Genomic DNA, 13,831 nt, shown 5'->3' with positions numbered 1-13,831 from the left:
ACCTCTCCCATATGCCCTGCCGCTGGAGGAACGATCCGGCTGGCCCCAGGAAAGGACCGGCCCCTGACTGTCCACCAGCTCAATGAACTCCTGCTCATCTGCGCTGTCGTGCTGCTCGTCGCCGTCGCGGCGGTACGGCTGTCCTCGCGCAGCGGACTTCCCAGCCTGCTGATCTACCTCGGGATCGGCATCGCGCTGGGCCAGGACGGCATCGGCAACGTCGCGTTCGACAACGCGGAGCTGACCCAGGTGATCGGCTACGCCGCCCTGGTCGTGATCCTGGCCGAGGGCGGCCTGGGCACGAAGTGGAAGGAGGTCAAACCCGCGCTGCCGTCGGCAGTCGTCATGTCGACACTCGGCGTCGCGGTGAGCGTGGGCATCACCGCTGCCGGTGCGCACTACCTGGTGGGCCTGGACTGGCGGCAGGCGCTGATCATCGGCGCGGTGGTGTCGTCGACGGACGCGGCCGCGGTCTTCTCGGTGCTGCGCAAGGTGCCGCTACCCTCGCGACTGACAGGCGCCCTGGAGGCCGAGTCCGGCTTCAACGACGCCCCGGTCGTCATCCTGGTCGTGGCCTTCTCGGCGGCCGGCCCGGTGGACCACTGGTACGTCCTGGTGGGTGAGATAACACTGGAACTGGCGATCGGCGCGGCCATCGGCCTCGCGGTCGGCTGGCTCGGTTCACTGGGACTGCGCAGCGTGGCGCTGCCGGCCTCGGGTCTGTACCCGATCGCGGTGATGGCGATCGCGGTCACCGCGTACGCGGCGGGCGCCATGGCGCACGGCAGTGGGTTCCTGGCGGTCTACCTGGCCGCGATGATCATGGGGAACTCCAAGCTCCCGCACTGGCCGGCCACCCGTGGTTTCGCCGACGGGCTCGGCTGGATCGCGCAGATCGGCATGTTCGTCCTGCTGGGCCTGCTGGTCACCCCGCACGAGCTGCTGGACGACATCTGGCCGGCGATCGTCGTCGGCCTGGTCCTGACGATGGTGGCCCGCCCCGCGTCCGTATTCATCAGCCTGCTGCCCTTCGGCACCTCCATGCGTGAGCAGGCGCTGCTGTCCTGGGCGGGGCTGCGCGGGGCGGTGCCCATCGTGCTGGCCACCATTCCGATGGTGGGCGGCGTCGAGGGCAGCGACCAGATCTTCAACATCGTCTTCGTGCTGGTCGTCGTCTACACGCTGGTGCAGGGGCCGACGCTGCCCTGGGTGGCCCGGCGGCTGAAGCTGGGGGACGGAACGGAGGCCGCCGACCTGGGCATCGAGTCCGCGCCGCTGGAGCGGCTGCGCGGACACCTGCTGTCGGTGGCCATCCCGGAGCAGTCCCGGATGCACGGGGTGGAGGTCGCGGAACTGCGCCTGCCGCCGGGCGCCGCCGTCACCCTGGTGGTGCGGGACGGCACCAGCTTCGTACCGCTGCCGACGACGGTGCTGCGGCGCGGGGACGAGCTCCTGGTGGTGGCCACCGATCCGGTACGGGACGCCGCCGAGCGCCGGCTGCGGGCCGTCGGCCAGGGCGGCAAACTGGCGGACTGGCTGGGCACGGGCGGCGAGCCGGCACCGCGGCCGGCGGCGGGCCGGGCATCCAGGCCGATGTCGGCCAAGCCGTCGGGACCCGCGGCAGTCGCGACGGGGCCGGTGTCAGCGAAGTCACGGCGACCGGCGGATGCGAAAGCAAGGACAACCAGGCGAAAGCCCCTGTAGCATGAAGGTGAATTGATCGACCAACTCTGCCTGACGCAGGGCTGGCGCGACCGCACGGCGGCCTGCCCCCACTACTAGGGGCGCCTGGTATCTACCGCCGGTCCTGCGCAAGAGGACAGCTCTCGGCGGCTTCCGCACGCACTGCGTGCCCGCGTACGACGTACGCGCAAAGGGATGCGCTACCAGGCGGCAGAAAGGCAAGGGCCGTGACGAACACGGTCACGACCGACGCCACGAAGACCGGCAAGCGCCCCGGGTACGGGCAGCTGCTGCGCACCCCCGGGGTCTGGTCCTACCTGATTCCCGGGTTCCTGGCCCGGCAGCCCTTCGCGATGCTGACCATCGGCATCGTGCTGCTGGTGCAGCACACCTCGGGGTCCTACGGCACGGCGGGCATCGTCGCCGCCGTCACCGGTGTCTCGATGGCGCTGTTCGCGCCGCAGAGCGGCAAGCTCGCGGACCGTTTCGGGCAGCGCGCGGTGCTCGTGCCCGGCGTACTGGTGCACGCGGCGGCCGTGAGCGCCCTCACCGCGCTGGCACTCGCCGACGCACCCTTGTGGGCACTGTTCGCGGCGGCCGTTCCTGCGGGTGCTTCGGTGCCGCAGGTGGGGCCGATGGTGCGGGCGCGCTGGGCGGCGAAACTGGAGGGCTCTCCGCTGATGTCGACGGCCGCAGCCTTCGAGTCGGTGACGGACGAGTTCACCTTCGTGGTCGGCCCGGTACTGGCGACCGCGCTGTGCACCGGTGTGCACCCCGCCGCGGGTCTGATCGCCGAGGCGACGCTCACCCTGGCGGGCGGCCTGTTCTTCGCCGCGCAGCGGCGGACGCAGCCGGAGCCGAGCCGCCGCCACGGCGGTCCGAAGGTCAAGCACGTCTCCGCGCTCTCCGTGCCCGGTGTCCGGGTGCTCGCGGTGGCGTTCCTCGGCATCGGTTCCGTGTTCGGCGGCATGCAGGTGTCGCTGACCGCCTTCGCGCAGGAGGCGGGCAACCCGGGCATCAACGGACTGCTGTACGGCATCTTCGCGGGCGGCAACATGCTGGCGGGCATCGTCTGCGGCACCATCGCCTGGAAGATCGGGCCGCGGCGTCGCCTGATGGCCGGGTACGTCGGTCTCGCCCTCTTCGCGTCCGGACTGTGGGCGGTGCACTCCGTGCCGCTGCTGGCCGGCCTGGGGCTGCTGGTCGGCCTGTGCATCGCGCCGGCGCTGATCACCGGCTACACGATGGTCGAGACGCTGGTGCCCGCCACGGCGCGTACCGAGGCCTTCACCTGGCTGACCGGCGCGGTCGCGTTCGGGCAGGCCATGGCCGTGACGGTGGCCGGCAGGCTGACGGACGCGCACGGTTCCAGCGCCGGATTCCTGGTGCCGCTGGGCGGTACGGCGCTCGCCCTGGTGGTGCTCGTGGTGCTGCGTTCGCGCCTGCTGCCGCCGTCGTCGGGGCGGGTTGCGGCACGTGGTGTGGGTCACCGCGTGCCGGTCACGGTGGACTGATCCAGCGGAATACGTCACTATGGACCGTCGTTAGCACTCATCGAGTGAGAGTGCCAGGAGGAGCAAGTGCCGACCTACCAGTACCAGTGCACCGCATGTGGCGAAGGCCTTGAGGCAGTGCAGAAGTTCACCGACGACGCACTGACCGAGTGCCCGGCCTGCAAGGGACGCCTGAAGAAGGTCTTCTCGGCGGTCGGCATCGTCTTTAAGGGATCCGGTTTCTACCGGAACGACAGCCGCGGCTCCTCGTCGAGCAGCTCGCCGGCGTCGTCGTCGGCCGCGAAGACCGCGTCGCCGTCCTCGTCGGGCTCGTCCGGCTCCGACTCGAAGCCCGCGGCTTCGTCGTCGACATCGTCGTCCTCGTCGAGCTCCTCCACGGGGTCGTCCTCGGCCGCCTGAGGCATACGTTTTCCCGAAGTGGCTTTCCCGAAGTCCCCGCTGTCGTTCGCGACCGCGGGGGCTTCGGCGTTCCCCGGCCGGGAACTAGGGTGACGGCCATGGTGAACGCAGCGCAGGCAGAGATCGGTGTCATCGGCGGCTCGGGCTTCTACTCCTTCCTGGAGGACGTGACCGAGATCCAGGTGGACACCCCGTACGGCAACCCCAGCGACTCCCTGTTCCTGGGTGAGATCGCGGGCCGCAAGGTGGCGTTCCTGCCCCGGCACGGGCGTGACCACCACCTTCCGCCGCACCGCATCAACTACCGGGCCAACCTGTGGGCGCTGCGCTCGGTGGGCGCCCGGCAGGTGCTGGGGCCGTGCGCGGTGGGCGGACTGCAGGCCGAGTACGGACCGGGCACGCTGCTGGTGCCGGACCAGTTGGTGGACCGTACGAAGGCCAGGGCACAGACGTACTACGACGGCGTCACGCCCGTGGACGGCATCCTGCCCGAGGTGGTGCACATGTCGTTCGCAGACCCGTACTGCCCGGTGGGGCGTGGCGTGGCGCTGGAGGCGGCGCGCGGGCGGGAGTGGGAGCCGGTGGACGGCGGGACGCTGGTGGTCGTCGAGGGGCCGCGCTTCTCGACCCGCGCTGAATCGGTGTGGCACGCGTCGATGGGCTGGTCGGTGGTCGGCATGACCGGGCACCCGGAGGCGGTCCTCGCGCGTGAGCTGGGACTCTGCTACACGTCGATGACTCTGGTCACGGACCTGGACGCGGGGGCGGAGACGGGCGAGGGCGTCAGCCACGAAGAAGTGCTGAAGGTGTTCGGGGCGAACGTGGACCGGCTGCGCGGAGTTCTGTTCGACGCGGTGGCGGGGCTGCCGACGAACGCCGAACGGAACTGCCTGTGCGCACACGCGCTCGACGGGATCGCGACGGGCATCGCACTGCCCTGACGAGGACGGGTCGCGTTGCCCCGAGGCGCCGGCGTTGTTGCCGTGTCAGCGGCCCCTTCCCCCGCAGGGGTGAGCGACTTTTCCACAGTGCGGGAGCTGTCCACAGGGTCCGGCGGGATCGGTGCCGAAGGTGGATCGTGAGGGAGTCCAGGTCGTACACCTCTCGTGATCCGGTGGTGATGCTCCGTGTCGTCTCTCGCTCCGCCTCCTCGGCCGGCTCTGCCCGCGCCCAGCAGTCCTCCCGCACCCCCTCTGTGCGTGGTACCTGAATTCGCTCCGCTGCGGGTGCGAAGGCGCGGCGGGTGGCACCGGTGGCGCAAAGCGGTACGGCGCAGGCGGCGGGTGCTGGCCGTCGGGCTGGCGGTGTCCGCCGCCGCGCTGGCCGCCGTGACGCCAGCGCCCACGGAGCGTGCCGGCTCACCCCCGCAGGCAGTCGATGACACGGAACAACAGCAGCGGCGGGCGGCCGCGCGCCCCGAGGTGGTGTCCGCGCCGGTACGGATCGCGGACGCGGCGACCGTACGGCTGCTGCGGCCCGGCGACCGGGTCGACGTCATCGCTTCCGCGAACTCCCCGATCAGCGGCGGGGGTTCTGCGGCCCGAGTAGTGGCGGCCGGGGTTCGGGTGGCTGAGGTACCGGACCCGGGGCAGACTTCTGCGGACGGCGGGGCGCTAGTGGTGCTGTCCGTGCCTCGACCGACTGCCACGCAGCTGGCCGGCGCGGTCGGCACGTCCCGGCTGGTGGTGACACTGTGCTGATCCCTGTATTGCTCCCCGTAGCGATGCCTGTGCTGACCACAGGGCTGGTGGACGAAGCGTCGATTCGCGCTGACGAACAGTGGGGTCACCGATACGAGTTGCCGGATTGGACAGCGGCGGCCGGTGCTGTCGAGAGTTGCGGAGAAATTTGCACTGCCCCCTGCACATGCGAAAAGAGGCTCATTCGTGAGCGAGGAGAAAACCAGCCTGCTGGAAGGCTTCAAGGCCTTCCTGATGCGCGGCAACGTGATCGATCTCGCGGTCGCCGTTGTCATCGGTGCCGCGTTCACCAACATCGTGAACTCGATCGTCAAGGGCGTGATCAATCCGCTTGTCGGCGCATTCGGCACGCAGGACCTGGAGAAGTACAGCTCCTGCCTGAAGGATCCGTGCAAGGTCATCGACGGTCAGATGCAGGGCATCCCGATCATGTGGGGATCGGTCCTCAGCGCCGCGCTGAGCTTCCTGATCACCGCTGCGGTCGTCTACTTCCTGATGGTCCTGCCGATGGCGAAGTACCTCGCCCGGCGTGCGGCCAGGGCGAAGGCGAAGGACGCGACCGAGGAGGTCATGGAGGCCACCGAGGTCGAGCTCCTCAAGGAGATCCGGGACGCCCTCGTCGCACAGCGCGGGACCGGGCACAACAACCCGTAGCACCGCGCTCGGCGCGGTCGGGTCAGACGTGGTGCGGCGGCTTCTCGTCCAGGAAACGGGCGAGGTCCGTCGTGCCGCCGCTCGTGGTGGGGCGGTCGCCCCAGGCCAGGCCCGTGTCGTCCGACGACTGCAGGTCGAGTGGGTCGTCGAAGGCCAGCCGGGGCTTGGGACGCGTCGCCGGTTCGGGGAGGCCCGGGCCGGGGGCGGCGTGGTCGGAGGTGTTCATTCCTCCAGAGTACGGCGAGGATCCGGGACCGGACCTCCGGTCAGCTGGGGGCCTCGGCACCCTTGCGGGCGTAGAACCACCAGCAGACGGCCAGGCACGTCACGTAGAAGCCGACGAACACCCACAGGGAATTGACCACGGGGAAGTTCGCGAACATGGCCGGGATGAAGAAGAAGCCGTAGGCGGCGATGCCCGAGCTGAAGCCGGTGACCGCGCCTGCCTCCATCTCGGACTGCTTGAGTGCTGCTGCGTTCGCCTCCGGGCCCTTGCCCGCCGCCTCCTTGAGGTGCTGGTTGCGGAAGATCACCGGGATCTGCCGGAAGGTGGAGCCGTTGCCCAGGCCGCAGAAGAGGAACGCGACGAGGAAGCCGGCGTAGAAGACCCAGAAGTTGCCGTTGTCGCCGCTGTGCGGGAGTGCGCCGATGACGACGACCAGGGCCACGCCCATGCCGACGAACGACAGCATGGTGACGCGGGCGCCGCCCATCTTGTCGGAGAGCCAGCCGCCGCCCCAGCGGGCGAGGGCGCCGATGAAGGGACCGATCCAGGCGTACGTCGTGGCCGAGTAGGCCGAGTTGATCGGGGTGAACGTGGTGTTGATCAGGTTGGGCAGGGCCGCGGCGAAGCCGATGAACGAGCCGAAGGTCCCGACGTACAGCCAGGTCATCAGCCAGTTGTGCTTCCGCTTGAAGATGATCTTCTGCTCGCTGAATGGGGCGGCGGCGACCTTGAGGTCGTTCATCAGGAACCAGGCCAGCAGGGTCATGATCACCAGCAGCGGTACCCAGAGGAACGCGCCGTTCTGGAGCCAGACGTCCTCGCCCGTCTTCTTGCTCTTCAGTGGGCCGCCGGCCGGGGCGAAGAGCACGGCGGCGGTGATCACCAGCGGGGCCACCAACTGGACGACGGAGACGCCCAGGTTGCCGAGTCCGCCGTTCATGCCGTTGGCGTTGCCCTTCTCCCGCTTGGGGAAGAAGAAGCCGATGTTGGCCATCGAGGACGCGAAATTGGCGCCGCCGAGACCGCAGACGGCAGCGATCAGGGCCATTTCCCAGTACGGGGTGGAAGTGTCCTGGAGGGCGAAGCCGAGCCAGAGCATCGGGGCGATCAGGATGATCGTGGAGAACGCGGTGAACTTCCGCTCGCCGAAGATCGGCCCGATGAAGGTATAGAGAATCCGGAAGGTGCCGCCGGTGATGCCGGGGATGGCGGTCAGCCAGAACAGCTGCGACTTGGAGTAGCCGAAGCCGACGTCGCCGAGCTTGACGACGGTCACCGACCAGACCTGCCAGACCACGAAGCCCAGCATCAGGGCGGGGACCGAGATCCACAGGTTGCGGTTGGCGACCTTGCGGCCGGTGGACTGCCAGAAGGACTCGTCCTCGGGGCGCCAGTCCGTGATCGTCGTGCCCGGCTTGTACGTGTCGAGGCCCTGGGCCGGAGAGCCGGTGGGGGTTGCTGTTGCCACGGGAGTCACCGGTCCTTGGGGTCGATGAGCCAGAGGAGCAGGACAGCCACGAAGGACAGGCAGAGGAAGCCCGCCCCCCACCAGGCGGTGGTGGTGTCGCCCTTCATCCACTCGTTGACGGTGATGAACAAGGCCCAGAGCTGGCCGACGACGACCGTCATCGCCAGCGTGAGGCGGGCGTTGAACTTGGCGGCGCGTTCGGGTTCCTGCTCGGTGCCCGCGCCGGGGCCCGGCCCGGTGCGACGGATGCGGGGGTCGCCGTAGCCGCTGGTCGGGCGGATCTGGGGATAGCGATCGTGGACCGGGCGGTTCAGCCTGGGGTTGGCACTGCCGGGGTGGTAGACGGGGCGCGGCGGGGGGCCGGGCGGGGTGCGCGGGGGCTGGGGCGGGGTGTTCGGGGACGGGGCGTTCGGGGGCTGGGTCGGCTCGGTCATGTCTGCCTCCTGTTCTGCTGGCCGGGATCGGTCTGCGGGTCGCGGCGCAGGGACGCTCCCGGGCAGCCGACGCGGGCCGCGAACTCGGGGCGTTCGTCGACGATCTGGCGGCACAGGCCGTCCTCGACGCTTTCGCCGGAGCGGGTGGTGCCGATCGCCCAGATGCTGCCGTCGGTTTCCTCTACGACCACCACCTTGGGCAGGCCGCGGGGCGGTGGGCCGGCGGTGACCTCTCCGGTGCGGGCGTCGAAGACGCCCTCGTGGCAGGGGCAGTACAGCTCGCCCCCGGAGCCGCGTTCCTTGCGCCACAGGACGGCGCAGGCCAGGTGCGTACAGACGGCGGAGTAGCCGACGAGGGCGCCGTCGTCGAGGCGGACGGCGACCGCGCGGTCCTCGTCACCGGGGTAGCGGAACGCGATCGACTCGCCGGCCGGGAGGGCGTCGGCGATCTTCTTCGCCTTGGGGAGGCCGTCGCCGTCGGGGTCGCCGTGCCGGTGCAGCACTCCCCCGGCGACCGCCAGGCCGCCGACGGCGAGGCCGCCGGAGACGGTGGCGACGATGCGCAGGTAGTCGCGGCGGGAGGTGAGGGAGTCGGCGCTGATCCGGTCGTGGAGGTCGGCCTGGTCGTCGTCGATGTCGACGTCGGAGCGGCCGGCGGTGTCCCCGGGGGGCTGGATTGTGCTCATCGGACGTCGACTCCGTTCACCTCGACGACCGGGAGCCCGCCGGGCACCGGCCACTGGACCTTGTCGGCGGGGACGACCATGGCGACGCCGGTGGAGACCATCACGTCGCCGAACGCGAAGGAGTCGGCGACCTGGACACCGGGACGCTCGGCCTGGAGCTCTTCGAGAGTTCCGTAGAAGAGGGCGCCGGTGGGGCAGACCGTGGCGCACATCGGGGCCAGCCCGTAGGCGGTGCGGTCGTAGCAGAGGTTGCACTTCATCTGCAGCTTGGCTTCGAGGTCGATCTTGGGGACGCCGAAGGGGCAGGCGTTGACGCAGTTCGCGCAGCCGATGCAGCGGGTGGTGTCGGCCTGCTGCACCACACCGTCGGCGGTGACGAGGATCGCCTCGGCGGGACAGACCTCGGCGCAGGGGGCGACCGGGTCCTCGCAGTGCATGCAGACGGTGGGCAGGGAGGCGACGGACTGCCCGGGTTCGGTGTAATCGAGGTGGATCATCGATTTGCCGCGGTGCGAGTCGCATTCGCGGCAGGCGGAGACGCAGGCCTGACAACCGATGCAGCGACCCGGGTCGATGAAGATCGTTTTGCCCATCATGGCTGGTCAGCGCCTCTCTTCTGCGGTCGCCCTACCCTGCGGGGCGGTGGGCGGCAGGGCGTCGGTGCGGGAGACCTGGGTCTCGGGGTACGCCACGTGGCCGGGGGCTACGGGCGGGGCCGGCACCTCGTCGATGGAGTCGGCGCGCTCGATGCGGCAGGCGCAGACCTTGTACTCCGGGATCTTGGAGCGGGGGTCCAGGGCGTCGATGGTGAGGATGTTGGCGGCCGTCGGGGCGGGCCAGTGGTACGGCACGAAGAAGGTGTCGGGGCGGATCGCCTCGGTGACCAGCGCCGGGAAGACGGCGCTGCCGCGGCGGGTGACGACACGTACCGGATCGCCGTTCTGGAAGCCGTGGCAGGGGTGCAACTCCACCCACGGGCGCGGGGTCTGTTCGACGAGCGCGCCCAGACGCCGGGTCTGGTTGCCGGAGAGGAAGTGCGCGACGGTGCGGCCCGTGGTCAGCGACATGGGGAAGTCGTCGTCGTACGGGTCCATCGGCTGGTGCCATTCGACGACCTGGAGGTGGATCTTGCCGTCGGGGTGCCAGGTCTTCCCGTCCTCGAAGAGGCGAGGGGTGCCGGGGTGACTGGTGTCCGGGCAGGGCCAGGCGATGCCGCCGGTCTCCTCCAGGCGCTCGTAGGTGATGCCGTAGTAGTCGTTGACGGTGCCCGAGGAGGCGGTGCGCAGTTCCTCGAAGACCTCGCGGGAGCCGGCGAAGGCGAATTTGTCGCCGACGCCGAGACGTTGCGCGAGCTGGCACATCACCCAGGTGTCGGTGCGGACGCCCGCGGGGGGCTCCTGTGCCTTGTTGTGCTTGACGACGCGGGCCTCGGCGTTGGCCATCACGCCCTCGTCCTCCGCCCAGGTGGTGACGGGGAAGACGACGTGCGCGTTGGCGGCCGTCTCGGAGAGGAAGAAGTCGAACTGGGCGTGGAACTCCGTGGCGTCGTAGCCCTCCTTCGTCACCCGGTAGTTGGGGAGGGACACGAAGGGGTTGTTGCAGACACCGATCAGACCGCGGATCTCGCCGCGCTGCATCTGCCAGACCATTTCCATCATGGAGGTTCCGGCGGGTGGGAGTTCGGACTCCTCGATGCCCCAGATCGCGCAGATCTGGCGGCGGTGTTCGTCGTTGAGGATGGAGCGGCCGCCGGGCAGCATGTCGGACTTCTGGCCGTGTTCGCGGCCGCCCTGGCCGTTGCCCTGGCCGGTGATGGTTCCGTAGCCGGCGCCGGGCTTGCCGAGGTTGCCGGTGGCGACGCACAGGTTGATGACGGACAGGCAGTTCTCGACGCCCTGCGAGTGGTGCTCGATGCCGCGCGCGTGCCAGGCCATCGACTTGCCCGCGCCCGCGAAGACCCGGGCGACCTGTTCGATCTGGGCGGCCGGCACCCCGCAGATCTCCGCCGCGCGCTCCGGCGGGTACTCGGCGACCTTGGCCCTGACCTCGTCCCAGCCGGTGGTGTGCGCCGCGAGGTAGGCGGCGTCGACGAGGTTTTCGCGTACGACGACGTGGAGGACGGCGTTGAAGAACGCCGAGTCCGTGCCGGGCTTGAGGGCGACGTGGATGTCGGCGGTGCGGGCGACGGCCGTCTCCCGCGGGTCGACGACGATCAGCACCGCGCCCCGGTCGCGCGCACCCCACAGGTACTGGGTCATCACCGGGAAGCACTCGCCGACGTTGGAGCCGGCGATCAGCAGGCAGTCGGTGAGGAGGATGTCGGAGAAGGGGTTGCCCGCGCGGTCGATGCCGAAGGCGAGCTTGTTGGCGCCGGCGGCGGAGACCATGCACAGGCGACCGTTGTAGTCGACATGTCGAGTTTTGAGGGCCACCCGGGCGAACTTGCCTACCAAGTACGTCTTCTCGGAGAAGAGGCTCGCGCCGCCGAGCATTCCGAAGGCGTCGTTGCCGTACGTCTGCTGGATGCGGCGGATCTCGGCGGCGGTGTGGTCGAGGGCCTCCTCCCAGGAGACCTCCCGGAACTCCTCGTCGCGCGAGCGGCGCAGCAGCGGGGCAGTGAGCCGGTCGGGGTGGTTGACCTGCTGGTAGGCGTTGATGCCCTTGGGGCACAGGCGCATGCGGTTGATGTCGTGGTTGCGGGGTTCGACGCCGAAGACCTTGCCGCCTTTGTCGACACGCAGGTACATGCCGCACTGCACGCCGCAGAAGCAGCAGTGGGTGGGGACGAGGGTCTCGCCGTTCTGGTCGGCGTGCCACTGGTCGGCGGGGATGCCGCCGGCGTCGCGGAAGCCGCGGGTGCCGGGCGGGGCGATGGCGGGGTCGAGCGGGATGCGGCCGCCCGCCGGTGCGGGCCTGCCGGTCCGTACGGACGGTCCCAGCGGGACGCCTTGCGCGGTCACTTGAAACCCTTCTTGACGTGCGAGAGGTAGGCGTTGCCGCGCAGTTCGCGTTTGCAGCGCGGGCAGTACTCGGCCCATTCGGCGAAGTCGAGCTTCAGGTCGCGCATGGTCGCTTCGAGGTTCTCGACGTACGGCGCGGTGTCGATCGGCGTGTCGCAGCGGCGGCAGTGGAAAACCTCGTCCTTCTGCCGGGCGGTGTACTTGAAGAGCTGCATGCCGACGGCGGCGGGCCGCTGCACGATGTGGAAGAACTTCCCGAACGGGATGTAGATCAGGGTGAAGACGACCGAGACCATGTGCAGCAGCGCGAGGAACTCGTAGCCGCCGCCGTGCAGGAAGATCGAGGAGAAGGTCAGCAGCAGGCCGGTGACCGAGACGACGATGAGGGCGATGAGCGGGACCAGGTCGTAGGCGAAGCGCTGGCCGGTCATCGCGCCGCGGTCCTTCATGCGCCGGTACAGGAAGTACGAGGCGCCGGGGATGACCAGCACGGCGGCGATGTCCAGGCCGTGGAACAGCAGCCAGCCGACGAGGCTGGAGGAGTCGTAGCCGAGCACCTTGAAGCCCCAGATCCGCATCTCGTAGCCAGGGCCGGCACCGGTCGACGACGTGAAGGTGAACCAGCCCCAGGTGAGGGGGAAGGTGATCGCAGCGGCCAGGACGCAGCCCCAGAAGATGAGCTGGTGGGCGGCCCAGCGGGCATGGCTGCGGGCACCGAGGAACTTCTGGAGGCCGAGGTAGGTCGCGATCATCCTCGGCAGGGCGGTGGGGGCCTTGCGGAAGTTCTCGACGGAGAAGAGGCTGCCCCAGCCCTTGGTGAAGAGGCGGCGGGCGCCGGGGGCGGAGATCCACACGGTGTAGCGGTAGGCGACGCCGAACGCGAGGAAGACCGTCGCCACCGCATACGGGATCAGGGCGGAGTCGAAGTCGCGCAGCAGGCGGCTGCCGAAGTAGATCGCGAGGATCAGCAGCAGCGAGACCACGGTGGCGACGAGGGTGGCACGACGGGTCACCGAAGGCGTGGACCGCGGGGGACCGAGCCGCGGCGCGGCATCAGTGGCGCCCGTGCCAGCGGCGGGCACACCTCCCGCACGCCCGGCGGGCGCGCTCGTGGAGGGTGCACCGCCTGCACTCGTGGCGGGCACGGTTCCCGCGCCGGCAGGCGGCGCGCCCCCCGGGCTCGGAGGCGGAGTGGGGTCCGGTGCGGAGGGAGAGGGCTCGGTCACCCCACCAAATTAGGACTAACAGTGCATTTGCACCCTCTGGTGTACTCAAACGGCGTACAGCCCGTGTTCCTGGAAGATCTCGCGGGCCGCCGTCACCTCGGCCGGCCCCGGCGACGGGGTGTCGTGCAGGGTGAAGTTCTTGCCCAGCGCCTGCCACTTGGCCTCGCCCAGCTTGTGGAAGGGCAGGACGTCGACCCGCGAGACGACCCCGAGCGAGGCGGCGAAGGCGGCGACGCCGTCGATGTTCGCGGGGTCGTCGGTCAGGCCCGGAACGAGCACGAACCGTACGTGCACCTGCTTGTCCAGGGCGGCCAGGCGGCGGGCGAAGTCGAGGGTGGGCCCCAGTTCGCGGCCGGTCACCTTCGTGTACGTCACCGGGTCCCAGGACTTGATGTCCAGGAGGACGAGGTCCACGTCCCGCAGCAGGGCGTCGGTGGCGCGGGCACCGAGGAAGCCCGAGGTGTCCAGCGCGGTGTGCAGGCCGAGTTCGTGCTTGAAGCGGTGGAGGAGTTCGCCCGCGAAGACCGGCTGGAGGAGGGGTTCGCCGCCGCTGATGGTGGCGCCGCCGCCGGAGGCCCGGATGAAGGTCGTGTACTTGGCGGCCTCGGCGACGATGTCGTCCGCCGCGTACCGCTTCCCGTTGCGCATCCTCATCGTGTCGGGGTTGTGGCAGTACAAGCAGCTCAGCGGGCATCCGGAGAGGAAGGTGACGAAGCGCGTGCCGGGGCCGTCGACGCCGGTGGACAAGTCCCAGGAGTGCACCGCGCCGGTGACGGGGCGGTGGGTCGCCGCGCCGGCCGGGGTGGCGCCCTCGGGGGCGGCCGGGGCGGCGGCCCGTACCGGAATGTCGCTTCCGAGCAGTACGGCGGTCATGGCAGGAG

At 69.9% G+C, this 13,831-nt stretch carries 14 protein-coding genes; 6 read left to right on the top strand and 8 right to left on the bottom strand.

Annotated elements, in window-relative coordinates; all coding sequences use genetic code 11:
• Positions 1-108: 108 nt before the first annotated feature.
• From ACZ56L_RS08605 to mscL, 6 genes are all read left to right on the top strand, one after another.
• Entirely contained in the window at positions 109-1,704 is a 1,596-nt protein-coding gene (locus ACZ56L_RS08605; protein WP_471062643.1) for a potassium/proton antiporter, read from the top strand.
• A 206-nt stretch (positions 1,705-1,910) separates the two neighbouring features.
• Entirely contained in the window at positions 1,911-3,197 is a 1,287-nt protein-coding gene (locus ACZ56L_RS08600; protein ID WP_471062642.1) for an MFS transporter, read from the top strand.
• Between the two features lie 66 nt (positions 3,198-3,263).
• The gene (locus tag ACZ56L_RS08595) at positions 3,264-3,596 is read left to right on the top strand and encodes an FmdB family zinc ribbon protein (RefSeq protein ID WP_345222025.1); all 333 of its coding nucleotides are present in this window, start codon (positions 3,264-3,266) and stop codon (positions 3,594-3,596) included.
• Between the two features lie 98 nt (positions 3,597-3,694).
• Positions 3,695-4,537: an S-methyl-5'-thioadenosine phosphorylase gene (locus tag ACZ56L_RS08590; protein WP_471062640.1), complete on the top strand. Its 843-nt coding sequence runs from the start codon at positions 3,695-3,697 to the stop codon at positions 4,535-4,537.
• 258 nt (positions 4,538-4,795) lie between these two features.
• Positions 4,796-5,296 carry a hypothetical protein gene (locus tag ACZ56L_RS08585; protein WP_471062638.1) on the top strand — a complete coding sequence of 167 codons (501 nt, stop codon included), beginning with the start codon at positions 4,796-4,798 and terminating at the stop codon, positions 5,294-5,296.
• Positions 5,297-5,482: 186 nt separating this feature from the next.
• Positions 5,483-5,950: a large conductance mechanosensitive channel protein MscL gene (gene mscL / locus ACZ56L_RS08580; RefSeq protein ID WP_471062636.1), complete on the top strand. Its 468-nt coding sequence runs from the start codon at positions 5,483-5,485 to the stop codon at positions 5,948-5,950.
• A 22-nt stretch (positions 5,951-5,972) separates the two neighbouring features.
• Here the strand turns inward: mscL and ACZ56L_RS08575 are convergent, their stop codons facing one another.
• The 8 genes from ACZ56L_RS08575 to pflA all read right to left on the bottom strand — a co-directional run bounded on the left by ACZ56L_RS08575 (position 5,973) and on the right by pflA (position 13,823).
• Positions 5,973-6,176, bottom strand: a complete 204-nt coding sequence (locus tag ACZ56L_RS08575; protein WP_471062634.1) for a hypothetical protein — start codon at positions 6,174-6,176, stop codon at positions 5,973-5,975.
• Positions 6,177-6,216: 40 nt separating this feature from the next.
• Entirely contained in the window at positions 6,217-7,644 is a 1,428-nt protein-coding gene (locus ACZ56L_RS08570; protein ID WP_345222015.1) for an MFS transporter, read from the bottom strand.
• 5 nt (positions 7,645-7,649) lie between these two features.
• On the bottom strand, positions 7,650-8,078 hold the full coding sequence (locus ACZ56L_RS08565; protein WP_345222013.1) for a hypothetical protein: 429 nt from the start codon (positions 8,076-8,078) through the stop codon (positions 7,650-7,652).
• A complete protein-coding gene (locus tag ACZ56L_RS08560) occupies positions 8,075-8,764 on the bottom strand; it encodes a Rieske (2Fe-2S) protein (RefSeq protein WP_471062632.1) in 690 nt (229 codons plus the stop codon). The genes ACZ56L_RS08565 and ACZ56L_RS08560 overlap by 4 nt, the downstream gene beginning before the upstream one ends.
• Positions 8,761-9,360 (bottom strand): 4Fe-4S dicluster domain-containing protein, encoded by a 600-nt coding sequence (locus tag ACZ56L_RS08555; RefSeq protein WP_345222009.1) that lies wholly within the window; start codon positions 9,358-9,360, stop codon positions 8,761-8,763. Before ACZ56L_RS08555 ends, ACZ56L_RS08560 begins: the two co-directional genes overlap by 4 nt.
• Before the next feature lie 6 nt (positions 9,361-9,366).
• On the bottom strand, positions 9,367-11,655 hold the full coding sequence (locus ACZ56L_RS08550; protein ID WP_471062827.1) for a molybdopterin oxidoreductase family protein: 2,289 nt from the start codon (positions 11,653-11,655) through the stop codon (positions 9,367-9,369).
• Positions 11,656-11,720: 65 nt separating this feature from the next.
• Positions 11,721-12,806 (bottom strand): MFS transporter, encoded by a 1,086-nt coding sequence (locus ACZ56L_RS08545; protein ID WP_471062630.1) that lies wholly within the window; start codon positions 12,804-12,806, stop codon positions 11,721-11,723.
• Between the two features lie 189 nt (positions 12,807-12,995).
• Positions 12,996-13,823 (bottom strand): pyruvate formate-lyase-activating protein, encoded by an 828-nt coding sequence (gene pflA, locus ACZ56L_RS08540; RefSeq protein WP_471062628.1) that lies wholly within the window; start codon positions 13,821-13,823, stop codon positions 12,996-12,998.
• Positions 13,824-13,831 lie beyond the last annotated feature (8 nt).

The sequence above is a fragment of the Streptomyces sp. NPDC039736 genome (assembly GCF_055596485.1).
The sequence above is the reverse complement of the archived record's forward strand: the minus strand, read 5'-3'. Positions and strand labels throughout refer to the sequence as shown.